Source organism: Microbacterium sp. HMH0099 (assembly GCF_049384025.1).
In the GTDB taxonomy this organism is placed as follows: Bacteria; Actinomycetota; Actinomycetes; order Actinomycetales; family Microbacteriaceae; genus Microbacterium.
In genome coordinates, this window is sequence record NZ_JBMRJR010000005.1 from 126,222 (window position 1) to 150,367 (window position 24,146).

General features: G+C 71.6%; 15 protein-coding genes. 11 read left to right on the forward strand and 4 right to left on the reverse strand.

Translation table 11 applies throughout. The annotated features are described in order from the left end of the window. The first annotated feature begins 130 nt into the window (after nt 1-130). The gene (locus tag ACO03V_RS12545; RefSeq protein ID WP_423137813.1) at nt 131-3,619 is read left to right on the forward strand and encodes a family 43 glycosylhydrolase; all 3,489 of its coding nucleotides are present in this window, start codon (nt 131-133) and stop codon (nt 3,617-3,619) included. A 270-nt stretch (nt 3,620-3,889) separates the two neighbouring features. Here ACO03V_RS12545 and ACO03V_RS12550 read toward each other — a convergent pair whose 3' ends face one another. Then, nucleotides 3,890-4,708 carry an ABC transporter permease gene (locus ACO03V_RS12550; protein WP_387055743.1) on the reverse strand — a complete coding sequence of 273 codons (819 nt, stop codon included), beginning with the start codon at nt 4,706-4,708 and terminating at the stop codon, nt 3,890-3,892. Next, the gene (locus ACO03V_RS12555) at nt 4,705-5,766 is read right to left on the reverse strand and encodes an ABC transporter ATP-binding protein (RefSeq protein WP_367728546.1); all 1,062 of its coding nucleotides are present in this window, start codon (nt 5,764-5,766) and stop codon (nt 4,705-4,707) included. Before ACO03V_RS12555 ends, ACO03V_RS12550 begins: the two co-directional genes overlap by 4 nt. Nucleotides 5,767-5,945: 179 nt before the next feature. Between ACO03V_RS12555 and ACO03V_RS12560 the strand changes: the two genes are divergently transcribed. Beyond that, complete coding sequence (locus ACO03V_RS12560; protein WP_423137814.1) at nt 5,946-7,013, forward strand: enoyl-CoA hydratase/isomerase family protein; 1,068 nt, start codon at nt 5,946-5,948, stop codon at nt 7,011-7,013. Between the two features lie 341 nt (nt 7,014-7,354). Continuing rightward, nucleotides 7,355-8,281, forward strand: a complete 927-nt coding sequence (locus ACO03V_RS12565; protein WP_367728556.1) for a DnaJ domain-containing protein — start codon at nt 7,355-7,357, stop codon at nt 8,279-8,281. A 51-nt stretch (nt 8,282-8,332) separates the two neighbouring features. Here the strand turns inward: ACO03V_RS12565 and ACO03V_RS12570 are convergent, their stop codons facing one another. Next, nucleotides 8,333-9,997: an ABC transporter ATP-binding protein gene (locus tag ACO03V_RS12570; RefSeq protein ID WP_423137815.1), complete on the reverse strand. Its 1,665-nt coding sequence runs from the start codon at nt 9,995-9,997 to the stop codon at nt 8,333-8,335. 189 nt (nt 9,998-10,186) lie between these two features. Between ACO03V_RS12570 and ACO03V_RS12575 the strand changes: the two genes are divergently transcribed. The 5 genes from ACO03V_RS12575 to ACO03V_RS12595 all read left to right on the forward strand — a co-directional run bounded on the left by ACO03V_RS12575 (nt 10,187) and on the right by ACO03V_RS12595 (nt 21,008). Next, on the forward strand, nt 10,187-10,939 hold the full coding sequence (locus ACO03V_RS12575) for a LamB/YcsF family protein (protein ID WP_423137816.1): 753 nt from the start codon (nt 10,187-10,189) through the stop codon (nt 10,937-10,939). Then, the gene (locus ACO03V_RS12580; RefSeq protein ID WP_423137817.1) at nt 10,933-12,531 is read left to right on the forward strand and encodes a 5-oxoprolinase/urea amidolyase family protein; all 1,599 of its coding nucleotides are present in this window, start codon (nt 10,933-10,935) and stop codon (nt 12,529-12,531) included. Before ACO03V_RS12575 ends, ACO03V_RS12580 begins: the two co-directional genes overlap by 7 nt. A gap of 314 nt (nt 12,532-12,845) precedes the next feature. Next, nucleotides 12,846-16,343, forward strand: coding sequence for a DNA-directed RNA polymerase subunit beta (rpoB, locus tag ACO03V_RS12585; protein ID WP_367728564.1), 3,498 nt, complete (start codon nt 12,846-12,848; stop codon nt 16,341-16,343). Nucleotides 16,344-16,384: 41 nt separating this feature from the next. Beyond that, nucleotides 16,385-20,260: a DNA-directed RNA polymerase subunit beta' gene (gene rpoC, locus ACO03V_RS12590; RefSeq protein WP_367728567.1), complete on the forward strand. Its 3,876-nt coding sequence runs from the start codon at nt 16,385-16,387 to the stop codon at nt 20,258-20,260. A gap of 139 nt (nt 20,261-20,399) precedes the next feature. Further along, nucleotides 20,400-21,008 (forward strand): hypothetical protein, encoded by a 609-nt coding sequence (locus tag ACO03V_RS12595; RefSeq protein ID WP_367728569.1) that lies wholly within the window; start codon nt 20,400-20,402, stop codon nt 21,006-21,008. 13 nt (nt 21,009-21,021) lie between these two features. Here the strand turns inward: ACO03V_RS12595 and ACO03V_RS12600 are convergent, their stop codons facing one another. Continuing rightward, nucleotides 21,022-21,603: a hypothetical protein gene (locus tag ACO03V_RS12600; protein WP_367728571.1), complete on the reverse strand. Its 582-nt coding sequence runs from the start codon at nt 21,601-21,603 to the stop codon at nt 21,022-21,024. 152 nt (nt 21,604-21,755) lie between these two features. Between ACO03V_RS12600 and ACO03V_RS12605 the strand changes: the two genes are divergently transcribed. The 3 genes from ACO03V_RS12605 (at nt 21,756) to ACO03V_RS12615 (ending at nt 24,069) form a co-directional block, all read left to right on the forward strand. Continuing rightward, nucleotides 21,756-22,859: an ABC transporter gene (locus tag ACO03V_RS12605; RefSeq protein WP_423137818.1), complete on the forward strand. Its 1,104-nt coding sequence runs from the start codon at nt 21,756-21,758 to the stop codon at nt 22,857-22,859. A gap of 6 nt (nt 22,860-22,865) precedes the next feature. Continuing rightward, nucleotides 22,866-23,342: a hypothetical protein gene (locus tag ACO03V_RS12610; protein WP_367728573.1), complete on the forward strand. Its 477-nt coding sequence runs from the start codon at nt 22,866-22,868 to the stop codon at nt 23,340-23,342. A gap of 64 nt (nt 23,343-23,406) precedes the next feature. Then, entirely contained in the window at nt 23,407-24,069 is a 663-nt protein-coding gene (locus tag ACO03V_RS12615; RefSeq protein ID WP_367728575.1) for a spermidine/putrescine ABC transporter substrate-binding protein, read from the forward strand. The last annotated feature ends 77 nt before the right edge of the window (nt 24,070-24,146 follow it).

Genomic DNA, 24,146 nt, shown 5'->3' on the forward strand with positions numbered 1-24,146 from the left:
CGGTGCGGGCCGACTCTGGACACCCTCGATATGTTGCCGCTAACATCTCGACCACGCGGATCCCCCGGTCCGGTCACTCGCCGTCGCCACGGAGGGTTCCGCGTGCGAACCGAGCAAGGGAGCCGGATTCATGCGAACTCGACGACGCCTCGCGCTGCTGACCGCCTGGGCGGTCGGAGCGGCGACGCTGGTGGCAGCCCCGGGAGCGGCGTCGGCCGCCGTCCCGGACGACGGACTGGTCGCCGCCTACGCCTTCACCCAGACCACGGGGACCACCGTCCCCAACACCGCGCCCGGGTCGTCCTTCGGGCCGGCGACCGTGCGCAACGTCCAGTCCACGGACTGGACGGGCACCGGCCTGACCCTGCGCGGTGGAGCGAAGACCTCCACCGGCAACTGGGTCGAGCTCCCCGACGGCCTCCTCGCGGGGGAGCGGTCTGCGAGCGTCGTCGCCGAGGTCAAGGCGTCGTCGGCGATGCTCAACGGGTTCCACTTCCTCTGGAACATCGGCAACGAGTCCGCCGCCACCGAGTACTTCTTCGCCTCCCTCAACTGCGCCTCCGGGCGCTCGCCGCTGGTCGGCGTGAAGTCCGCCGGCGTCGAGCGGCTGGTCCCCTCCGGCTCCTGCGGCGTGACCGCGGACCAGTGGGTCAACGTCGCCTCGATCGTCGACGGGTCCACCGGCCGCGCCTCGCTGTACATCGACGGCGTCCGCGTCGCCGACGGGGCGATCGACCGCACCCCGGCCGACGTCGTCGACCAGTCGCTCAACACCATCGGTCGCGCCCCCTGGCCCGACCCGCTGTTCCAGGGCGCCGTCTCGGCCTTCCGCGTCTACGACCGCGCGCTCACCGGCAGCGAGGTCGCGGCCGGAGCGGAGGCGGACGCGCAGACGCACGCCGCCGAGCTGCAGGCCCGCGCCCGCGCCGTGCTCGACGGTCTCGCTCTCGCGGACCGCGCCACCTCGACCGACATCGACCTGCCCACCGCGGGCGGTCGCGTCACCTGGACCTCGAGCGACCCCGGTCTCGTCGCCGCCGACGGCACCGTCAACGCCCCCGTGGCGGGGCAGCCCGCCGCATCGGCCCGCCTGACGGCCACCGCGAGCATCCGCGGCGTCTCGGCGACGCAGACGATCACGGTGACCGTCACCCCCTCGACCGAGACGGCGGCCCAGCGCGCGGCGCGGCTGGCCGAGCGTTTCGTCATCCCCTCCGTGCTCGAGGCGGGCACCGCCCTGCCGGCCGCCCCCACGGGAGCCACCGTCGCGGTGACCCGCACCGACGGCGGCATCGTCGTCCGCGACGGCGTCGTCTCGGGCGCGGACGGCTCGATCACGGTCCGGGTCACGGACGCGTCCACCGGCGCGACCGCCGACCGGACGTTCGCGATCACCGTGCTGCCGGCCGACGCGACCGCGCAGCTGCTCGCCTACAACCGCGTGCCGACCCGCGTCGAGGAGGCCAACAACGCCGACGTCGCCCTGAGCATGCACCTCGCCGTGTCGGATGCCGACGGGTGGGAGCCGCTGAACGAGAACTACGGCATCTTCTTCCCCAAGACGGCGGTACCCGTGCCGGCCAACGGCCCGCGCGAGGGCGACATCCGCAGCCTCCGGGACCCGCACCTGTTCACCCTCGAGGACGGCGGGTACGGCATCGTCGCGACCCGCACGGCCCGCGGAGGCGGAGCCGACGGCACGCAGACGTCGAGCGTCCTGTTCGCCCGCAGCGCGGACCTGCGGACCTACGACGAGGTCGGGATGGTGAACGTCGGCGTCACGAGCGGCGTCAACGACCCGGCGGCCGTCTACGACGCGGCATCCGACCGCTACGTCGTCTCCTGGACCTCGGACGCCGGCGCTGCGATGTACACGTCGTTCGCCGATCTGGCGGACGGCGCGACCCGCGGTGACGTGCGACGCGGCGTCGTGTCGGCGACCGCGGGAGCGGACGGCGCGGGCGTGCCGGACTTCGACTCGGGCAATACCGTGCCGGTCGACGCGGAGACCCTCGCCGCGCTCGAGGTGCGCTTCGGCCGTGTGGCGAACACCGGTGTCGCGGACCTCGCCCCGGTCAAGGTCGCCCAGAACACGACCCTGGATGCCGCGGCTCTCCCCGCCCGCGCGGAGCTGTCCTACTCGGACGGGTCGACCGCGACGCGCGCCGTGCAGTGGGATGCCGCGTCCCTCTCGGCCGTGGACACCACCACGCCCGGCGTGTACGAGGTCACCGGCTCGGTGAAGCAGACGGAGTACGCGACCCCGTTCGCGGACGAGCGCGCCGACCCCTCGGTGTTCCGGTACGACTGGAACGGCCGGCAGAAGTTCCTCATGATCGCCACCGAGGACATCTACGGCGGCAACATCGACCCGCAGGGCGGCGCCCACATGCCGATCCGCGTCGCGGACTCGATCGGCGACCTGTCCGACGAGGCGGTCCGCGCGGGCCGCAACGTCGAGGTGGACCTTCTGCGCCGCGGGGACACCGACGCCGACGGCGGGGTCATGACCGGATGCTTCTGGGCGCCCGAGTACCACGTCATCGGCGGCAAGCTCTCGATCCTGTTCATGCCCTGCTACAACGGCGCGAACGGGCGGCCGGACATGTTCACGGGCCAGGCGAGCATCATCCAGCTGAAGAAGGACGCGCAGGGTCGCGACCTCGATCCGGCGGTCCCGGCCAACTGGACCAAGGCCCAGAAGGTGCTGCGGTCCGGGGGCGGCATCCTGAACCCCGTCCAGACCATCTCGCTGGACATGACCTACTTCCAGGACTCGGGCCAGTCGTACTACGTGTGGCAGCAGCTCGGAGCGCTCTTCATCGCGCGCATGGACCCCGCGAACCCGACGCGTCTGACGTCGGAGCCGGTGCGCATCCTCGCGCCGGAGTACGCGTGGGACAACGTCATCGCCGAGGGGCCCAACGTCCTCGCGAAGGACGGGACGCTCCAGATGATCTACTCCGGCTCGACGGTGGGCGACACCTACACGACCGGTCTCGCGACCGCGAAGGCCGGCGCGAAGGTCGACCTGACCTCGCCGGCCGCGTGGACGAAGCTGAACTACCCGATCCAGAAGTCCGGGCTGTTCAACGGTGCGTGGCAGCTCGGCACCGGTCACGGCATGTGGTCCCAGGACGAGGACGACAACCTGCTCTACGTGTTCCACGCCCGCACCGACAACAACGGCCTGAGCGGTCGCGACATGTTCGTCCGCCGCGTCCACTTCGCCGCCGACGGTCTGCCGATCTTCGACATGGAGCAGGACGAGGAGGTGGCCCCCGACAACCGCCGCGTGACGACGACGGTCGAGGTGGTGGCGGCCCCGCGCCTGGACGTGTCGGGGACGGCCGCCGCGCGCTGCGTGGCCGGCAAGGTCACCCAGGTGGTCACGGTGCGAAACGCGGCGACGTTCCCGGTGACGGTGACGGCGCAGGGCCCGTTCGGGTCGAAGGCGTTCGGGTCTCTGGCGGCGGGCAAGACGGCGTCGGCGGCGTTCTCCTCCCGTCAGGTCACCATCCCCGCCGGCACGGTGACGCTGACGGCCACCGCGACCGTCGACGGCAAGAAGGTCGTCGAGACGGTACGGCTGGACTACCCGTCGGCGAGCTGCCGCTGACACGGATCAGACCGTCGTGCCCGGGCGCTCCTCCGCCCGGGCACGACTCCGTTCAAGGACGGAGCCGTCCAAGGACGGCTCCGGCCGGGCGCGACTCCGTCCGGGGGCGGCTCCGGCCGGGTGCGACTCCGTCCGGGTGCGACTCCGTCCGGGGGCGACTCCGTCCGGGCGCTCCTCCGCCCGGGCACGACTCCGTCCGGGGGCGGCTCCGGCCGGGCGCGACTCCGTCCGGGCGCGACTCCGTCTCGGGAGTGCGTTGCCGGGAAGCCGTCAGTTGACGTCGCGGCGCCAGGTGGAGAGCTGTCCCACCAGCAGCAGCACCACGGCGTAGCCCAGCAGGACGAGACCACCCACCCACCAGGCGGGCTGCTCGCCGCCGGTGGCCGACATGGCGGTGAAGATCGTCTGACCGACGAGGGCGTCGCTGGCGGCGCTCGGCAGCCAGCGGGTCACCTCGTCGATGCCGTCGACGAACCCTGCGACCGTGCGCGCGATCGGCTCGACGAACAGCGTCACGGCCAGCACGATGACGATGGCGGCGACCTGGTTGCGCACCGCGGTGCCGACGCCGATGCCGACGAGCACCCACAGCACGTAGGCCAGCAGCATCCGGGCGACCAAGGCCCAGGTGTCGGCGGAGCCGAGGGCGGTGTCGACGCCGAACGCGGCCAGGGACCCGGCCCCGGCGCCCACGGCGGCGGCGATCCCGATCGCGCCGTAGAGGAGGCCGAGCAGGATGCCGACGGCGAACTTCGCCCCGAGCACCAGCCCCCGGCGCGGCACGGCGAGGAAGGTCGCCGTGAGCGTCTTGTGCCGGAACTCCGCCGTCACCATCAGCGTGCCGATGAGCAGCGGGAAGACATAGCCGACGGACGTCGCCGTGCTGTAGACCAGCGCGGCGAGCCCGTCGATGGGGATGGGCGGGCCGGACGACCCGGGCAGGCGACCGGTGGAGACCCCCGCGAAGGTCAGCCCGAGGAGCGCCGTCGTGAACCCGACGTATAGCACCAGGATGAGCGCGAGCACCCACCACAGGGAGGTGGTGAACTGCTTCGTCAGCTCGGACCGGCTGGCGGCGACCAGGCTCATCGCTGCTCCTCGGGGGCGGGGGTGGGAACGGTCTCGACGGTTGCCGCGTCGGGGGCGGCCCAGTCCGCGCGCGCCGGGGCGGCGTCGGGCGCGGTCGCCTCAGGAGCGGCCGCGTCCTCCGCGGGAGCGGCGACCGGACCGGCGCCCGCGGCGCTCGGGTGCACGCGCGCGCCGCTGACGAGGTCGAGGAAGATCTCCTCGAGGCTCGCGCCCTTGCGCTGCAGGGACGACAGGGCGATGCCCGCGCCGGCGGCGAGGGCGCCGAGCTCGGCGGGCTCGGAGTGCCGGACGGTGACGCCGTTGCGCAGGACCTGGTAGCCGATGCCGCGCTCGTCGAGCAGGTGCAGCAGGGCGTCCCGATCCGGGGCGTCGACGATGGTGGCGTACTCGTCCGGGTCGGCGAGGGCGTCGATGTCGCCCTGGAAGACGAGGCGCCCGGCGGAGATGATGAGCAGCGCGTCGACCGTCTGCTGCACCTCGGCGAGGAGGTGCGACGACACGAGGACGGTGCGGCCCTCGTCGGCGAGGGAGCGCAGCAGCGAGCGCATCCACCGGATGCCTTCGGGGTCCAGGCCGTTCGTCGGCTCGTCGAGCACGAGGACGCCCGGGTCGCCGAGCAGGGCGGCGGCGAGCCCGAGCCGCTGCCGCATGCCGAGCGAGAACCCGCCGATGCGGCGGCCGGCGACGTCGGCGAGGCCGACCAGCCCGAGCACCTCGTCGATGCGGCGCGAGGGGAGGCCCGCGGCCTGCGCGAGGATCGCGAGGTGGTTCGCGGCCGAACGGCCGGGGTGGAAGCTGGACGCCTCCAGCGCCGCGCCGACCGTCTGAAGGGGGTGTTCCAGGTCGGCGTACGCGCGGCCGCCGATCGTGGCGGTGCCGGAGGTGGGACGGACCAGCCCCAGCAGCATCCGGAGCGACGTCGTCTTGCCCGCGCCGTTCGGGCCGAGGAAGCCGGTGACCTGACCCGGGGCGACCCGGGCGGTGAGGCCGTCGACGGCGGACACCGCGCCGAAGCGTTTGGTCAGCTCCGCGAACTGCAGAACCTGGCCGTCGGGCATGCGGGACCTTTCGTCGGAAACGGGCGTTCTGTCCATCCTGGCCGATGGGAGGCCATTTCCACGAACGCCCGCACCGGCGGCATCCGATCCGCGCCGGCCCCCGTCACGCACGCTTCACCGGGCGCGCGGCGCGGAGGTCGTCGCGGGGGCGGACGTGACGGGGAGGTAGCGTGGCGGGCGTGAACGAGCAGAACGGTGACGAGGCCCCGGTCCTGGTGCGGACTCGCCGCGGTGTCGGCCACCTCACCCTCCACCGCCCGCGCGCGATCAACGCGCTCGACCTGGACATGATCCGACGGCTCTCCCTGGCCCTGGACCGCTGGGAGCACGACGGCGACATCGACGCCGTGCTGCTCGACGGTGCGGGCGACCGCGGCTTCTGCGCCGGCGGCGACGTGCGCGCGCTGTACGACATGGTCGTCGAGGGCCGCGTCGACGAGGTCCACGCGTTCTTCCGCGAGGAGTACGCCCTCGACCACCGCATCGCGACCTACCCCAAGCCGGTCGTCGCGATCGCCGACGGCATCACGATGGGCGGCGGCATCGGCCTGGCCGGCCACGCCCGGATCCGTCTCGTGACCGAGCGCTCGCGTCTGGCCATGCCCGAGACGCGCATCGGCTTCACCCCCGACGTGGGCGGGTCGTGGCTGCTCTCCCGCGCCCCCGGTCGTCTCGGCGAGTACCTCGCCCTGACGGGCGGGACCATGGATGCCGCCGACGCCCTGTACGCCGGATTCGCCGATCACCTCGTGCCCGCGGCGCATCTGCCGGCCCTCTCGGAGGCGCTGCAGAACCGGGCCGACCCTTCAACCCCGACGGAGCTCGTGCTCCTGTTCGACGAGACGCCCGAGCCGTCCCGGCTGCAGGCCGCGCGTCCGTGGATCGACGACGCCTTCGCGGCCGACGACGTCCGCGGCATCCTGGGACGCCTCCGCGACCGGCCGGAGCCCGAGGCGCGCGAGACGGCCGACCTGCTGGAGGCCTCGGCGCCCCTGGCGGTCGCGGTGACGCTCGAGGCGGTGCGGCGTGCGCGGGCGCTGCCGTCCCTCCGCGCCGCGCTCGCCCAGGAGTACGGACTCGTGCTGTGGTTCGCCACGTCGCAGCCCGATCTCCGCGAGGGAATCCGGGCGCAGCTCGTCGACAAGGACCGCTCGCCGTCCTGGACGCCCCGCCGTCACGAGGACGTGTCGCCCGACCTCGTCGACGAGGCGTTCGCCTTCGTCCCCGCCCCGCCCCTCTGGGGCTAGCTCCCCGCCCCGCCCCGCCCCGCCCCGCCCCGCCCTGCCCTGCTCGTGGCCGTGAGTGGGCGCAGATGTACGCGCGACACCGCCCCCGGCGTACATCTGCGACAAGTCAGTGCTGGAGTATTCCCGCCGGTCTCTGCCCGCTGCCCTGCCTCATGCCGTGAGTGGGCGCAGATGTACGCGTGATGCCGCCCCCGGCGTACATCTGCGACACGTCAGTGCTGGAGAACGCGCGGCCCAGCGTTCCCCGATGGCGTGCACGGCTCGCGCACAGGACCGGCCCGTCGCAGCCGTCATAGGCTGAACGGTGCCGCATTCGCGCGGCGGAACGGAAGAATCCCACAGTGTTCGACAGTCCCATGTCGCTCTCGGCATACCAGGTGCTCCGCGTCGAGTCCGACGTCGACGACGAGGGCCTGCGCCGGGCGTACCGCGTCCGGCTGCGCGAGACGCATCCCGACACCGGGGGCGATGCGGCGCTGTTCGTGCAGGTGCAGCGCGCCTGGGAGCTCGTCGGCACCCCCGAGGCGCGGAGCGCCTACGACCGGGGCCGGACGACCACCGCGACCGAGTGGTCGGGAGGGCCCGCGGCATCCGCCCCCTCCGCCCGTCCCGACACGCGCCCCCGCGCCCGCGCCTACGGCCAGCCCGGCGGGTGGCGTCGCGAGCGGTACCTGACCCTCATCCGGGAGTGGGTGGGACGGGGCGTCGAGATCCCCGACCCGTACGACGCCGCGCTCGTGCGCTCGGCGCCGCCCGAGATCCGGCACATCCTCGCCGACGCGCTCGCGGAGGAGGAGACGGCCCGGCTCGTCGCCGATCTCGGCATGGGCTACACGGTGTGGCACGACGTCTTCGCCGACCGCGACGGCATCGACCCGGAGCAGAAGGTGGACCACCTCGTGCTCGGCCCCAGCGGGCTCTACGCGATGCTCAGCGAGGACTTCGGCGGCGCCGTCGGCGTCCGTCGCGGGGAGATCTCCGGGCCGAACGTCATCGGCTCCCCGGTCACGCAGCTCGTCTCGCGGACGCGGGTCGTCGCGCGCGCGGCCGGGGTCCGCTTCAGCGGTGCGCTGGTGGTCCTGCCCGACGACGACATCCACGACGCCGTCACCGAGCTCGGCAAGGTCCGGGGCACGCCCGTGGCCCTGGTCACCCGCAGCGCCCTGACGACGTTGCTCCGCCGGGGGTTGACCGGCGCCCGCGAGGTCGGCGGCACCGAGCTGTTCGACATCCGCACCCGGCTGCAGCAGCGCGTCCGGCACGTCTGAGCCGCGTCCCCCCGCCGTTCGCGGCCGCGGGGGAGGCGGCATCCGGTGTCCTCAGCCGGCCAGGCCGAGCTCGTTCCCCGGAATCGACGACAGCAGGCGGCGCGTGTACGGGTCGCGCGGGTTCGTGAAGACCTCTTCGCTGGATGCCGCCTCCACCAGACGGCCGTCCTTCATGACGCACACGTAGTCGCTGATGAGCCGGACCACCGCGAGGTCGTGCGAGATGAAGAGGTAGCTCAGGCCGTACTCGCGCTGCAGGTCGCCGAGCAGCGTGAGGATCTGCGCCTGCACGAGCACGTCGAGCGCCGAGACCGGCTCGTCGCACACGATGAGCTCCGGGGAGAGGGCGAGGGCCCGGGCGATCGCGACGCGCTGGCGCTGACCGCCGGACAGCTCGGACGGGTAGCGGCGGAGCATGGATGCCGGCAGGGCGACGTCGTCCATCAGCTGGCGCACCCGCTTGGCGCGGTCGGCGCGGGAGCCGCGCTTGTAGAAGTCGAGGGGCTCCTGGACGATCCGCTCGACCGTGAACATCGGGTTGAGGCTCGAGTAGGGGTCCTGGAAGATCGGCTGGACCTTCTGACGGAACTGCCGCAGGGCGTCGCCCTTGAGAGCGGACACGTCCTGGCCGTCGAAGGTCATGATGCCGCTCGTCGGCTCCACGACCTTCAGGAGCATGCGGGCGGTCGTGGTCTTGCCGGACCCGGACTCGCCGACGATCGCCACGGTCTCGCCGCGCGGGATCGACAGCGACACGTCGTCGACGGCGCGGAAGTCCTCGCCCTTGCCGCGGGTGGGGTACACCTTGGTGAGCCCCGTGATCTCGACGATGTTGTCGCGGGCGGGGGAGACGGATGCCTCGCCCCCGGTGCGGAAGTCCTCCGGGCGCAGGCGCACGGCGGCGACCGACGGCGCGGCGGCCACGAGCGACTTCGTGTAGGCGTGCTGCGGGTCCTCGAGGATCTGCCGGGCGGGACCCTGCTCGACGACCCGGCCGCGGTGCATGACGACGACCTTCGACGCCCGCTCGGCCGCGAGGCCCAGGTCGTGCGTGATGAGGAGGACGGCGGCGCCGAGCTCCTTCGTCTGCTTGTCGATCTGGTCGAGGATCGTCTGCTGGACCGTCACGTCGAGCGCGCTGGTCGGTTCGTCGGCGATTAGCAGACGGGGACGGCACGCGAGACCGATCGCGATGAGGGCGCGCTGACGCATACCGCCGGAGAACTCGTGCGGGTACTGGGTCGCCCGCTTGGCGGCATCCGGGAGTCCCGCCGCCTCGAGCGCCTCGACGACCTTGTCCTTGACGTCGGACCGCTCGGCCAGGCCGTGCGCGAGCAGCGTCTCGGCGACCTGCGTGCCGATCTTGGCGACCGGGTTGAGGTTCGACATCGGATCCTGCGGGACGAGGCCGATCTGACGGCCGCGCACCTGGCGCATGCGCGCCTCGCCGAACTTCGTCAGATCCTCGCCGTCGAGCAGGATCTGCCCGCGTGCGACGCGCCCGCCCGAGGCGAGCAGGCCGATGATGGCCATCGCCGTCGTCGACTTGCCGGAGCCGGACTCGCCGACGATCGCGATCGTCTCGCCCGCGTGGATGTCGAGGTTCACGCCGTCCACCGCGCGCACCGGGCCGTCCATCGTGGCGAAGTCGACGGCGAGGTCGCGGACCGACAGGAGGAGGGAGGATGCGGGGGGACCGGCGACGTCGGAGGTCATCCCCCCATCCTGCCCTGCGGCGCGCTCCCGACGCGGACGTCCCGCGCGATCGTCACGCGCCCGTAACGTGCGGCCGGTGCTGGGGTTGTCGGGGAGGGGAGGGGATGCCGCCGGCGGAGGAGGCTTCGCGGGGTGGGGGTCCTCCCTTCCCGACATCTCCTCCCGTCCCCTCGCGGGTAGCGTGAGCGCATGCGCGTGGACCTGAACGCCGACCTCGGCGAGACCGTCGACGGCCTTCCCACGGCGGACGACGCGGCGATGTTCCCGCTCGTCTCCAGCGCGAACATCGCCTGCGGCGGCCACGCCGGGGACGCGGCATCCCTGCGTCTCTCCGTGGCGCGCGCCCTCGCGGACGGCGTCGCCGTCGGCGCGCACCCCTCGTACGAGGACCGCGCGAACTTCGGACGCGTCCGCCGCGACCCCCCGCCCGCCGAGCTGCGTGCCAGCGTCGCGGCGCAGCTCGACGCGCTCGTCGCGGCAGGAGGGGACGTCCGCTACGTCAAACCGCACGGGGCGCTCTATCACGCGGTCATCGACGACGCCGCCCAGGCCGCCGCGGTGATCGGGGCCGTCGCGGACCTCTCCGCGCGCCTGGGCCGCCCCCTGCCCCTGCTCGGACTCCCCGGCCGCATCTCCGACGCCGCCCGTGCCGCCGGCCTGCCCTTCGTGCACGAGGCGTTCCTGGACCGCGGATACCGCCCCGACGGCTCCCTGGTCCCGCGCGGCGAGCCGAAGGCGCTCATCCACGACCCCGCCGTCGTCGCGGCCCGCGCCGTCCGGCTGGTCGCGCGCGGTGAGGTCGAGGCCGTCGACGGCACGATCGTCGACGTGGATGCCGCCTCCCTCTGCCTGCACGGCGACACCCCCGCCGCAGTCGAGATGGCCCGTGCCGTCCGCCGCGCCCTCGACACCGCGGGGATCGAGGTGCGCGCGCCGTGGTGACCGCGGCGATCCGCCCGATGGGGGAGCGGGCGCTGCTCGCGGAGGTCGACAACCTCGCCGCCGTCCTCCTGCTCCACGCGGCGCTCGCCGCGGATGTCCTCGCGGGGGTCGAGGACCTCGTGCCCGCCGCCCGGACGGTGCTGATCCGCTTCGACCCGGCCCGCCTGCCCCGCGCCGCCGTCGTCGCCTGGGTGCAGGACGCGGCGTCCTCTTCCGTCCCCGACGTCACGGCGGCCCCACCCGTCGTGGAGGTGGCCGTGCGCTACGACGGCCCCGACCTGGTCGAGACGGCGGAACTGCTCGGCATCCCTCCCTCCGCCCTCGCCGCCCGCCATGCGGCGGCGGACTGGACCGTCGCGTTCACGGGCTTCGCCCCCGGGTTCGCGTACCTCGTCAGCGCGGACTGGCCGTTCGAGGTGCCACGGCTGGCGACCCCGCGGACGCGCGTCCCCGCGGGGTCGGTCGGTCTCGCCGGGGAGTTCAGCGGCGCCTATCCGCGCGAGACGCCGGGCGGGTGGCGGCTCATCGCCACGACGGCGGCTCCCCTCTTCTCTCCGGATGCCGCCGAGCCCGTGCTCCTGCCGCCGCGCGCACGGGTGCGGTTCGTGCCCGAGCGCCCGGTCGTGAGGGGAGGCGTGCCCGAATCCCGGGTGGTGGAGGGAGGGGATGCCGCGAGCGGAGGAGCCGCGACCCCTCTTCCGTCCTCCGCCGGCCGCATCTCCTCCGCCGAGCGCGGCGCCGCACTCGCGGTGCTCGCGCCAGGACCGCTCACGACGGTGCAGGACCTCGGGCGGCCCGGGCGTGCGGCGCTGGGAGTGGCGCGGTCCGGCGCGCTCGATCGCCGCGCGCTGCGCGTCGCCAACCGGCTGGTGGGCAACGCCGAGGACGCCGCGGGTCTCGAGGTGCTGCTCGGCGGGTTGCGCGTCCGCGCCCTCCGCGACACGTGGGTGGCCGTGACCGGGGCGCTCGGCGACGTCCTCGTCGACGGCAGAGCGATGGATGCCTACCGGCCGCTGCTCCTCCCCGCGGGGGCCGAGCTCGCGCTGGGTGCGGCGCGGGCGGGCCTGCGGTTCTCGGTCGCGGTCCGCGGCGGTCTCCGGGCGACGACGGCTCTGGGATCGGCGTCCCGCGACGTCCTCGCCGGACTCGGGCCCGAGCCGCTGCGCGCGGGGGACGAGCTGGTCGCGGCCGACGGCGAGAGGCATCCCGTCCCCGCGGTCGACGTGTTCCCGTGGACGGTGCCGCCGTCGGAGATCGACGTCCCCCTCGCCCGGGGGCCGCGCGAGGAGTGGTTCACCGTCGCCGCGCGGGAGCTGCTCGTCGATGCGCGGTGGACCGTGTCGTCGGACGCCGATCGGGTCGGGCTCCGTCTGGACGGTCCGGTTCTGGAGCGGCGCGTCGAAGGAGAGCTCGCGAGCGAGGGGATGGTGCCCGGGGCGCTGCAGGTGCCGCCGCACGGGCGGCCGGTCGTGCTGCTCGCGGACGGCCCGGTGACCGGCGGGTACCCCGTGATCGCGGTGGTGCGGGAGGGCGCGCTGGACGCTCTGGCGCAGGCGCGACCGGGCGACATGGTGCGTTTCCGGCGGAGCTGAGACGGCTGGCGCGCCGGACGCGACGGCGACGGGGCCCGTTCGGGGGAGTGGATCGCGGAATGCGCCGGGGGCGTGCGCGGTTATACCGCAGGTACGCAAAGTCGTCAAGAATTCGACTGGACACGGCGAGTCCTCCCGCGTATGCTTGGACTTTGCGCTCCCAACTTCCCCCTGCCCTCATATGGTGGTCGGCTGTGCCTGTGCGTCCCCGCTTCACCGCGGTGTGCGACACGCAGGCTTCCGGGGTACGGGAGCACTCCACCTGACGACAAGGAATCACGAGCCCCTCGCCCGGGCTTCTGGAGGTTATTCCCTTGGCTGCTGCGAGCAACGCATCCACCACCACCACCCCCAAGAGCGGACGCGGCGCCTCGCGTCTTTCGTTCGCCAAGATCTCCGACAAGCTGACCGTCCCCGACCTGCTGGCCCTGCAGACGGAGTCGTTCGACTGGCTGGTCGGCAACGAGGCCTGGAAGGCGCGCGTCGCCGAGGCCCAGGCCGCCGGTCGCACCGACGTGCCCGAGATCAGCGGCCTCGAGGAGATCTTCGAGGAGATCTCGCCGATCGAGGACCTGAGCGAGACCATGCAGCTCTCGTTCACGAACCCCTACCTCGAGCCCGAGAAGTACTCCATCGAGGAGTGCAAGGAGCGTGGCAAGACGTACGCCGCCCCGCTCTACGTCGAGGCCGAGTTCATGAACCACCAGACCGGTGAGATCAAGACGCAGACGGTCTTCATGGGCGACTTCCCGCTCCAGACCGACAAGGGCACGTTCATCATCAACGGCACCGAGCGTGTCGTCGTGTCGCAGCTCGTGCGTTCGCCCGGCGTCTACTTCGACAAGACGCCGGACAAGACCTCCGACAAGGACATCGTCTCGGCGCGCGTCATCCCCTCGCGCGGTGCCTGGCTCGAGTTCGAGATCGACAAGCGCGACCAGGTCGGCGTCCGCATCGACCGCAAGCGCAAGCAGTCGGTCACCGTCTTCCTCAAGGCGCTCGGCCTGACCAGCGAGGACATCCTCGCCGAGTTCGCCGGGTTCGACTCCATCGAGGAGACGCTGTCCAAGGACACGATCCTCACCAAGGAGGACGCGCTCCGCGACATCTACCGCAAGCTGCGTCCGGGCGAGCAGGTCGCCGCCGAGGCCGCGCGCGCGCTGCTCGACAACTTCTACTTCAACCCGAAGCGCTACGACCTGGCCAAGGTGGGTCGCTACAAGATCAATCAGAAGCTCGGCGTCGACAAGCCGCTGTCGGACTCGGTGCTCACCGTCGACGACATCGTCGCGACGATCAAGTACCTCGTCCGCCTGCACCGCGGCGACTCGTCCTTCGACGGCGTGCGCGGCGGCCAGGCGGCGGACATCCGCCTCGACACCGACGACATCGACAACTTCGGCAACCGTCGCATCCGCGCGGTCGGCGAGCTCATCCAGAACCAGGTCCGCACCGGTCTGTCGCGCATGGAGCGCGTCGTCCGCGAGCGCATGACCACGCAGGACATCGAGGCGATCACGCCGCAGACCCTGATCAACGTCCGTCCCGTCGTGGCGGCGATCAAGGAGTTCTTCGGCACGTCGCAGCTGTCGCAGTTCATGGACCAGAACAACCCGCTCGCGGGCCTGACCCACAAGCGCCGCCTGTCGGCGCTGGGCCCCGGCGGTCTGTCGCGTGAGCGCGCCGGCGTCGAGGTCCGCGACGTCCACCCGTCGCACTACGGCCGCATGTGCCCGATCGAGACGCCGGAAGGCCCGAACATCGGTCTGATCGGCTCGCTCGCGTCGTTCGCGCGCATCAACGCGTTCGGCTTCATCGAGACGCCGTACCGCCGCGTCGTCGACGGTCGCGTGACCGACACGATCGACTACCTCACCGCCAGCGAGGAGAGCGACCACATCGTCGCCCAGGCCGGTGTCGCCCTCCAGGCCGACGGACACTTCGTCGAGGACCGCATCCTGGCCCGCCGCGGTCAGGGTGGCGAGGTCGACCTCTTCCCCGTCGACGAGATCGGCTACATGGACGTCTCGCCGCGCCAGATGGTGTCGGTGGCCACCTCGCTCATCCCGTTCCTCGAGCACGACGACGCCAACCGCGCCCTCATGGGTGCGAACATGCAGCGTCAGGCCGTGCCGCTGGTCCGCAGCGAGTCGCCCGTCGTCGGTACCGGTATGGAGGGCTTCGCCGCCATCGACGCCGGTGACGTCGTCACCGCCGAGAAGGCCGGTGTCGTCATCGAGGTCTCGGCCGACGTCGTGACCGTGCAGCTCGACGAGGGCGGCACGCAGGACTACTTCCTCCGCAAGTTCGACCGCTCGAACCAGGGCACCTCGTACAACCAGCGCGTGGTCGTCTCCGCGGGCGAGCGCGTCGAGGCCGGCGAGGTCATCGCCGACGGTCCCGCGACCGAGAACGGCGAGCTCGCGCTCGGCAAGAACCTCCTCGTGGCGTTCATGACCTGGGAGGGTCACAACTTCGAGGACGCGATCATCCTCAGCCAGGACCTCGTGAAGGACGACACGCTGTCGTCGATCCACATCGAGGAGTACGAGGTCGACGCGCGCGACACCAAGCTCGGCAAGGAGGAGATCACCCGTGACCTCCCCAACGTCAGCCCCGACCTGCTGAAGGACCTCGACGAGCGCGGCATCGTCCGCATCGGCGCCGAGGTTCGTCCCGGCGACATCCTCGTCGGCAAGGTCACGCCGAAGGGCGAGACCGAGCTGAGCGCCGAGGAGCGCCTGCTCCGCGCGATCTTCAACGAGAAGAGCCGCGAAGTCCGTGACACCTCGCTGAAGGTGCCCCACGGCGAGCAGGGCACGATCATCGCCGTCAAGGAGTTCAACGCCGAGGACGGCGACGACGAGCTCGGCTCCGGCGTGAACCGCCGCGTGGTCGTCTACATCGCCCAGAAGCGCAAGATCACCGAGGGCGACAAGCTCGCGGGCCGCCACGGCAACAAGGGTGTCATCGCCAAGATCCTCCCGATCGAGGACATGCCCTTCCTGTCCGACGGCACGCCCGTCGACGTCGTGCTGAACCCGCTCGGCATCCCCGGTCGAATGAACTTCGGCCAGGTGCTCGAGCTCCACCTCGGGTGGATCGCCCAGCAGGGCTGGAAGGTCGAGGGCACCCCCGAGTGGGCCGCGAGCCTGCCCGAGGTCGCTCGCGAGGCCGCTCCCGGCACCAAGGTCGCGACCCCGGTGTTCGACGGTGCATTCGAGGACGAGATCGCGGGTCTGCTCGACTCGACGATCCCGAACCGCGACGGCGACCGCCTGATCGACTCGACCGGAAAGACCCGTCTGTTCGACGGTCGCTCCGGCGAGCCCTTCCCGGCGCCCATCTCGGTCGGCTACATGTACATCCTGAAGCTGCACCACCTCGTCGACGACAAGATTCACGCACGCTCGACGGGCCCCTACTCGATGATCACCCAGCAGCCGCTCGGCGGTAAGGCCCAGTTCGGTGGCCAGCGCTTCGGTGAGATGGAGGTGTGGGCGCTCGAGGCCTACGGCGCCGCATACGCGCTGCAGGAGCTCCTCACGATCAAGTCCGACGACATCCTCGGCCGCGTCAAGGTGTACGAGGCCATCGTCAAGGGCGAGAACATCCAGGAGCCCGGCATCCCCGAGTCGTTCAAGGTGCTCATGAAGGAGATGCAGTCGCTCTGCCTGAACGTCGAGGTCCTCTCGGCCGACGGCACGGCGGTCAACCTCCGCGACACCGACGATGACGCCTTCCGCGCTGCGGAAGAGCTCGGCATCAACATCTCCAGCCGCTTCGAGTCCTCGTCGATCGACGAGATCTGACCCGGCCAGGCAACGAACAGAATTCCGACACAGGAGAACCAGTGCTCGAATCAACCACTTTCGATCAGCTTCGTATCGGCCTGGCCACCGCCGACGACATCCGTCGTTGGTCCTTCGGCGAGGTCAAGAAGCCCGAGACGATCAACTACCGCACGCTGAAGCCCGAGAAGGACGGCCTCTTCGGAGAGCAGATCTTCGGACCCTCCCGCGACTGGGAGTGCGCCTGCGGCAAGTACAAGCGCGTCCGCTTCAAGGGCATCGTCTGCGAGCGCTGCGGCGTTGAGGTCACCAAGTCCTCGGTCCGCCGTGAGCGCATGGGCCACATCGAGCTCGCCGCGCCCGTCACCCACATCTGGTACTTCAAGGGCGTGCCCTCGCGCCTCGGCTACCTGCTGGACATGGCGCCGAAGGACCTCGAGAAGGTCATCTACTTCGCCGCCTACATGGTCATCTCGGTCGACGAGGATGCTCGTCACCGCGACCTGGCCACGCAGGAGAACAACATCCGTCTCGAGCTGAAGACGCTCGGCGACCGGCGCGACTCGCGCATCGCCGCCCGCCTCGCCAAGCTCGAGGAGGAGCTCGCCTCCCTGGAGGAGGAGGGCGCCAAGGCCGACCAGAAGAAGAAGGTCAAGGACGCCGCCGAGAAGGACATGACCTCGATCCGCAAGAACGCGGACGAGCAGATCGCCAAGCTCGAGCGCGTGTGGGAGGACTTCCGCACGCTTGAGGTCGGCGCCCTGAAGCCCGAGGACGACGTCTTCCACGAGCTGCAGGACCGCTTCGGTCAGTACTTCGAGGCCCACATGGGCGCGGAGTCGATCAAGCGTCGCCTCGAGACCTTCGACCTCGCCGCCGAGTCCGAGAACCTGCACCTGCAGATCTCGGAGGGCAAGGGCCAGCGCAAGATCCGCGCGATCAAGCGCCTGAAGGTCGTCAACTCGTTCCTGCAGACCGGCATGAGCCCGGCCTCCATGGTCCTCGACGTCGTCCCGGTGATCCCGCCGGAGCTGCGCCCGATGGTGCAGCTGGACGGTGGCCGCTTCGCGACCTCCGACCTGAACGACCTCTACCGTCGCGTGATCAACCGCAACAACCGCCTCCGTCGCCTGATCGACCTCGGTGCCCCCGAGATCATCGTCAACAACGAGAAGCGCATGCTGCAGGAGGCCGTCGACGCGCTGTTCGACAACGGCCGCCGCGGTCGCCCCGTCACCGGTACCGGCAACCGCGCCCTCAAGTCCCTGAGCGACATGCTCAAGGGAAAGCAGGGTCGCTTCCGCCAGAACCTGCTCGGCAAGCGCGTGGACTACTCGGGTCGTTCCGTCATCATCGTCGGACCCCAGCTCAAGCTGCACCAGTGCGGTCTGCCCAAGCAGATGGCGCTCGAGCTGTTCAAGCCGTTCGTCATCAAGCGCCTGATCGACCTGGGTCACTCCCAGAACATCAAGGCCGCCAAGCGCGCGGTCGAGCGCTACCGTCCCGAGGTCTGGGACGTGCTCGAGGAGATCATCCGCGAGCGCCCCGTGCTGCTGAACCGTGCGCCCACGCTGCACCGTCTCGGCATCCAGGCGTTCGAGCCCCAGCTCGTCGAGGGCAAGGCGATCCAGCTGCACCCGCTCGTCTGCGCGGCGTTCAACGCCGACTTCGACGGCGACCAGATGGCCGTCCACCTGCCGCTGTCGGTCGAGGCCCAGGCCGAGGCCCGCGTGCTCATGCTCGCGTCGAACAACATCCTCAAGCCGTCGGACGGCCGCCCGGTGACCCTGCCCTCGCAGGACATGATCATCGGTCTGCACCACCTCACCACCCTCAAGGAGGGTGCCGTGGGCGAGGGCCGTGCGTTCGGTTCGGTGGGCGAGGCGATCCTGGCCAAGGACGAGGGCACCCTCGACCTGCAGGCCAAGGCGCGCATCCGCATCCCCGGTCTGACCTTCCTCGAGGGTCAGGCTCCGGAGGGCTACGAGAAGCACGGTCTCGTCGACGCCTCGCTCGGCCAGGCGATCTTCAACGACACGCTCCCCAAGGGCTACCCGTTCGTGCGCGAGCAGGCGGACAAGGGCAAGCTGTCGCAGATCGTCAACAAGCTGGCCGAGGAGTACCCCAAGGTCGAGGTCGCGGCATCGCTCGACCGGATCAAGGACGCCGGCTTCTACTGGGCCACGCGCTCGGGTGTGACGGTCGCGCTGAGCGACATCCTCACGCCGCCGAACAAGGCCGAGATCGTCGCGGGCTACGAGAAGCAGGCCGCGAAGGTCCAGGGTCAGTACGAGAAGGGTCTCACCACCGACGCCGAGCGTCGTCAGGAGCTCATCAAGATCTGGACCGAGGCCACCGACGAGGTCCAGAAGGCGATGCGGGACAACTTCCCCGCCGACAACACCATCAACCGCATGGTCTCGTCGGGCGCCCGTGGTAACTGGCTGCAGATCCGCAACATCGCGGGTATGCGTGGTCTGGTGAACAACCCCAAGGGTGAGATCATCCCGCGTCCGATCATCTCCTCCTACCGCGAGGGTCTGTCGGTCGCCGAGTACTTCATCGCGACGCACGGTGCCCGTAAGGGTCTGGCCGACACGGCCCTCCGTACGGCCGACTCGGGGTACCTGACCCGTCGTCTGGTGGACGTCTCGCAGGACGTCATCATCCGCGAGGAGGACTGCGGCACGTCGAAGGGCCTCGAGCTCCCGATCGCCGCGGCCGACTCGTCCGGTTCGCTCGTCAAGGACGCCAACGTCGAGAACTCCGTGTTCGCCCGTACGCTGGCCACGGCCGCCGTCGACCCGCAGGGCACCGTCCTGGCGGAGGCCGGCGAGGACGTGGGCGACGTGCTCATCGACAAGCTGGTCGCCGGCGGCATCGAGTCCATCAAGGTCCGTTCGGTCCTGACGTGCGACTCGGCCGTGGGTGTCTGCGCGAAGTGCTACGGCCGTTCGCTGGCCACCGGCAAGATCGTCGACATCGGCGAGGCCGTCGGCATCATCGCGGCCCAGTCGATCGGTGAGCCCGGTACCCAGCTGACGATGCGTACCTTCCACACCGGTGGTTCCGCGTCGGCCGACGACATCACGCAGGGTCTGCCCCGCGTGCAGGAGCTGTTCGAGGCCCGTACCCCCAAGGGTGCGTCCCCGATCGCCGAGGCCGACGGTCGCATCACGATCGACGAGACCGAGAAGGCCAAGAAGGTCATCCTCACGCCCGACAACGGCGACGAGCCGGTGGTCTACCCCGTCCTGAAGCGTGCGACGCTCCTGGTCGAGGACGGCCAGCACGTCTCCGTCGGCGAGCCCCTCCAGGTCGGAACGCTCGACCCCAAGGAGGTCATGCGCGTGCAGGGTGCCCGCGAGGTGCAGAAGTACCTCGTGAACGGCGTCCAGGGCGTGTACCGCTCGCAGGGTGTGCCGATCCACGACAAGCACATCGAGGTCATCGTCCGACAGATGCTCCGCAAGGTCACCGTCGTCGACCACGGCGACACCGACCTGCTGCCCGGTGAGCTGGTGGACTTCAAGCGCTACCAGACCATCAACCGCGAGGCGGTCGGCGAGGGCAAGCGCCCCGCGTCGGGCCGTCCCGAGCTGATGGGTATCACGAAGGCGTCGCTCGCGACCGAGTCGTGGCTGTCGGCGGCATCGTTCCAGGAGACCACCCGCGTCCTGACGCAGGCGGCCATGGAGGGCAAGAGCGACCCGCTCGTCGGCCTCAAGGAGAACGTCATCATCGGAAAGCTCATCCCCGCCGGAACGGGACTTGCGAAGTACCGCAACGTCGCCGTCGAGGCGACGGAGGAGGCGAAGAGCGAGCGGTACCCCAACCGCATCTTCGCGTCCGACGGTGCGTACTCCGACGCCGACCTGAGCTACGTCGACTTCGACAGCTTCTCGACGGACGACTTCACGCCCGGCACGTACAACTGAGTGAGCATGGATGCCTCTGCCTGAGGCATCCATGATCGACACGAAGGCCCCCGGCTCCCGCCGGGGGCCTTCGTGCGTCCGGCGTGTCGAAGTGCGGTGCCGGAGGGGTGGTCGTCCTACCGTGGACGGGGAGGCACGGATGGCACGAGTGGGTGGACGCAGCGCCTGGATCGCGTGGCCGGCGGGGTTGTTCTGCCTGGCCGTCGTCGCCGGCCTGCTGTACCTCGCCGCCCCCGGCATCCCTCGCACCGTCTCGTTCATCGGGGACGCGCTGCGGGCCGGCACCTCGGCACCGGTCGCGGCGGGGGAGTCCTCCCTCCGCGACGAGCACGCGCCCGCCCAGGACTGCCGCAGCCTCTACACCCAGCCGATGTGGTCGACCCTGGTCTGGTCGCCCGGGGCGCTGCTGTCGCAGGTGCGCACCCCGCCCGTCTCGACTCCCGAGGCCGTCGCGGTCGCGCAGCCGGCCGTCGTGACGACCTGCCACTGGCGGGGCGCGGGCGACTCGTCCATCTCGACGACCGTCTCGACCGTCCCGCCGGAGGCAGCCCCCGCGATCCAGGCGACGCTCTCCGGTCAGGGCTTCGCCTGTCGCGTGGATGCCGCGACGATCCACTGCGAGCGGACGTCGGGCGTCGTGCACGAGGTCCACGACCTGCGCGGCGACCGGTGGGTCTCGAGCACCCTCACGGGGTGGGAGCCGGACGGCTACACCGGGGTGGTGGCATCCCGCGCCTTCGGCGACTGAGACCTGTCGCGCCTCAGCCGAAGATGCCGGCGATGACCCCGGCCGTGTAGCCCGTCGGGGCGAGGTTGGAGTACCGGGTGTCGATGAGGATGCCGTCGCGCCAGTAGAGGGTGCGTCCGTCGTTGACCGGGTACTGCGGGTTGATCCACGTCTTCTCGCAGCGCGTGCCCTCGTCGGGGGTGTAGCAGCTGAAGCCCTCGTCGGCGACGAGCTGATTGAGCATGTCGAGGGCGGGACCGCGGTCCTCGCGGCTGATCGTCGTGACCAGCCCGGTCGTGTCGGCCGCCGGGTCGCGCCAGATGCACACGAGCGAGCCGTCCGCCTGCGGACCCGACGGCCCGAGGGCGGGGTCGTTCAGCGGCACGGTGCGCAGCTGCGCCAGCACATCCTGCGGCAGCATCGCGCGACAGTCGCCCGGGATCCGCGCGGCGGCAGCGGTGGGGGTCGGGGATGCCGTCGGCGTGGGCGTGCGGGACTCGACGGGGGCCGCGGTGGGCGGTGCCGTCTCGTCCGCCGGGTCGGGGGCGCACCCGGTGAGCGCGAGCACGGCCGCGCACGCGAGGACGGCGAGGCGGGCGGAGCGACGCGCGGACATGTGCACACCATAGACGCGAGCGCCGACACGCGTGGCCCGACACGGCATCCCGGCGCGCACGGACACGGACACACGACGGCACGCCTCCCCGGCGCGATGGCAGGCGCGGGTTAGCCTGAGGCGCTAGAACCGCCCGCGTGAGGAGTATTCCGATGAGCGACCCCCAGTCGTACGGCAACCCCGTCGACGAGCCGAAGGACGAGCGAGGCGACGTCGTCGGCCGCGCCCACGAGGGCCTCGCCGACGCCGAGGCCGCCCGCCGGGACGCGGTCCACCCCGAGGCCGCCGCGGCCGCGTGGGACGAACGCGCGAACGAGGAGAAGCGCGAGAGCGCGACCCCCGTCGTGCACGACGCGTCGCCGCAGGAACCGCGCACCGAGACGCCGGCCCGCTCCTCGGTCGATCTGGACGACGAGGACGCCCGCTGGGCGGCCTACGCCGCGTCCGCCGAGCCCGAGGCCCACGACGACCGCGACGCGCGGGGCGACCACGCCGCGTCCGCACACGACGGCGCCGACCGCGACGTGCCGGCGGCCCGCGACGGCGTCTACGGCACCGGTGCGGGTGCCGGCGTCGCCGCGGCGGCCGCGGCCGGTTCCGCGTCCTCCGACGACCGCACCGCCGTCTACGCGACTCCGCGGAACGACGACGCGTACGCCACCGAGCCGCAGCGTGCGTCGAGCGGTCCGCAGCCCATCTTCGTGCAGGCCCCGGAGGCTCCCCGCCCCAAGGGCAACCGCGGCGCGGCCGGGGCGATCGGCCTGCTGGCCGCGCTGGCCTTCGCCGTGCTCTACCTCGCGGCGATCCTCGGCTTCGGCCTGCTGAGCGGGGCGTACGACCTCGCCGGCGTGCCTCAGGCGGCCCTCGAGGCGCTCACCACGTGGGGCCTGTGGGTCCCGACGGTGGCCTTCTTCGTCGGCTTCTGGTTCCTGGGTGCGCTCATCAACCGCGGTCGGTGGGGACACTGGGTCATCTGGGGCCTCGTCGTCGGCGTCATCGCCTGGCTCGGCCACCTGCTCGGCGTCCTCTTCGCCGCGCCCTTCTGGATGATCACCGCACGCCAGGGTCTCGACCTGCTGCAGGAGAACGCCCTCGCCCCCCTCGCGATCGTGGCGTTCGTCCTCGGACGCGAGCTGACCATCTGGTTCGGCGCCTGGGTGGCCGCCCGCGGCCGCCGCGTGACGGAGATCAACGCCGAGGCGCAGCGCGAGTACGAGCGCACCCTCGAGGCCGGGCCTCAGCTCTCCCAGCGCTGAGCCGACATGAGTTCGCCATCGCGACCGGCGGGGGTCACCCCGCCGGTCGCCGTCGTTCTGGCCACGGTGTCGTTCGCGGCGCTGGCCATCGCGGCGCTGGGCGTCACGGCCCTCGTGCTGGACGCCGACGTCATCCCGGTCCGCGGACTGGGCGCGTTCCCGGGCGTCATCGGGATGCTGTGCGCGATCGGCGCCTTCGCCGGCGCGCTCGCGTGGGGTCTTCGAGCCGTCCCGCCGGGATATCTCACCGCGGTGCCGTGCGCGCTCGGCGCGTATCTCGGCGAGGTGTTCGGCATCCTCGTCGGCGCCCTGGTGACGGGGGCGGACCCGGCGCTCGGCGCCGCCGCCGCGGGGTCCGTCGCGCTCGGATGGCCCGGGGCGGTCATCGCGGCGGCGGCGCTCCTGGCCGGCGCGTTCGGCGTCCTCCTCGTGCGCACGCCCACCGATCGCGCGCACTGGTCGTGGGAGTCGGAGGACGACTGACTCCGGCGGACGCGCGGGCCGTGGCATCCGGAGCTTTCCGGGCGTGTCGGGCTAGCGTAGAGACGTGGAGCGGTCGCTCGAGACCCAGGTCGGCCATGCGGTCGACGCCTGGCTGAGGTGGTTGCCCCGGTGGGAGCCGGCGCATCACCGTGGCCGCATCGCGCCCTGCCGCCGGTGCTTCGGTTCTCCGGTGCTGTCCGCAGCGGGTCTGGGTGCTGACGTCCCCCACGGCGTGCAGCACGGGCTGTCGACGCGCCTCAAGGGCATCGTCGACCTCGCCGTCGCGGACTACACGGCCCGCAACCTCCCGATGCTGCAGTCCGAGCTCGACCAGCAGGCGGAGCGCAACCGCCGGCGCGCGTACCGTCCGGCCGAGGGTCTGGAACCGGAGTTCGAGGGGATGCCGCTCGACCCGGAGCCCGAGCCCGGGGCGCCGTTCCTCTTCACCCTGACGGGACTGGCCGCCGAGGAGGACGCGTCGATCCCCGCCCTCCCCCCGCTGAGCGACGAGGCGAAGGCGGCGCTCCGCCAGGAGGTCGGCCTCGCCGACGACTACGCCAACATGATCGGGCGCGAGGTCTGCACGATCCTGCTGCACCACCGCCTGCGGATCCAGGCGGCGGTGGCCGAGTACGTGGAGCCGCAGGTGGCCGCGATGCTCGACGACCTCGCCCGGTCGCTGGACGCGCCGTTCGATCCCCGGGACACCGGCTCCGAGGCATCCTGAGCCTGTGGATGACGACGAGGCGGCCGCACGCGATTTTGTTAGCATTGCCGGGTTGTCCGCGGCCCGACGAGGTGTGC

Coding starts and splice junctions, on each gene's coding strand:
- ACO03V_RS12545 (WP_423137813.1), top strand. CDS start 131: ATGCGAACTCGACGACGCCTCGCGCTGCTGACCGCCTGGGCGGTCGGA.
- ACO03V_RS12550 (WP_387055743.1), bottom strand. CDS start 4,708: ATGAGCCTGGTCGCCGCCAGCCGGTCCGAGCTGACGAAGCAGTTCACC.
- ACO03V_RS12555 (WP_367728546.1), bottom strand. CDS start 5,766: ATGCCCGACGGCCAGGTTCTGCAGTTCGCGGAGCTGACCAAACGCTTC.
- ACO03V_RS12570 (WP_423137815.1), bottom strand. CDS start 9,997: ATGACCTCCGACGTCGCCGGTCCCCCCGCATCCTCCCTCCTCCTGTCG.
- ACO03V_RS12575 (WP_423137816.1), top strand. CDS start 10,187: ATGCGCGTGGACCTGAACGCCGACCTCGGCGAGACCGTCGACGGCCTT.
- ACO03V_RS12595 (WP_367728569.1), top strand. CDS start 20,400: ATGGCACGAGTGGGTGGACGCAGCGCCTGGATCGCGTGGCCGGCGGGG.
- ACO03V_RS12600 (WP_367728571.1), bottom strand. CDS start 21,603: ATGTCCGCGCGTCGCTCCGCCCGCCTCGCCGTCCTCGCGTGCGCGGCC.
- ACO03V_RS12605 (WP_423137818.1), top strand. CDS start 21,756: ATGAGCGACCCCCAGTCGTACGGCAACCCCGTCGACGAGCCGAAGGAC.
- ACO03V_RS12610 (WP_367728573.1), top strand. CDS start 22,866: ATGAGTTCGCCATCGCGACCGGCGGGGGTCACCCCGCCGGTCGCCGTC.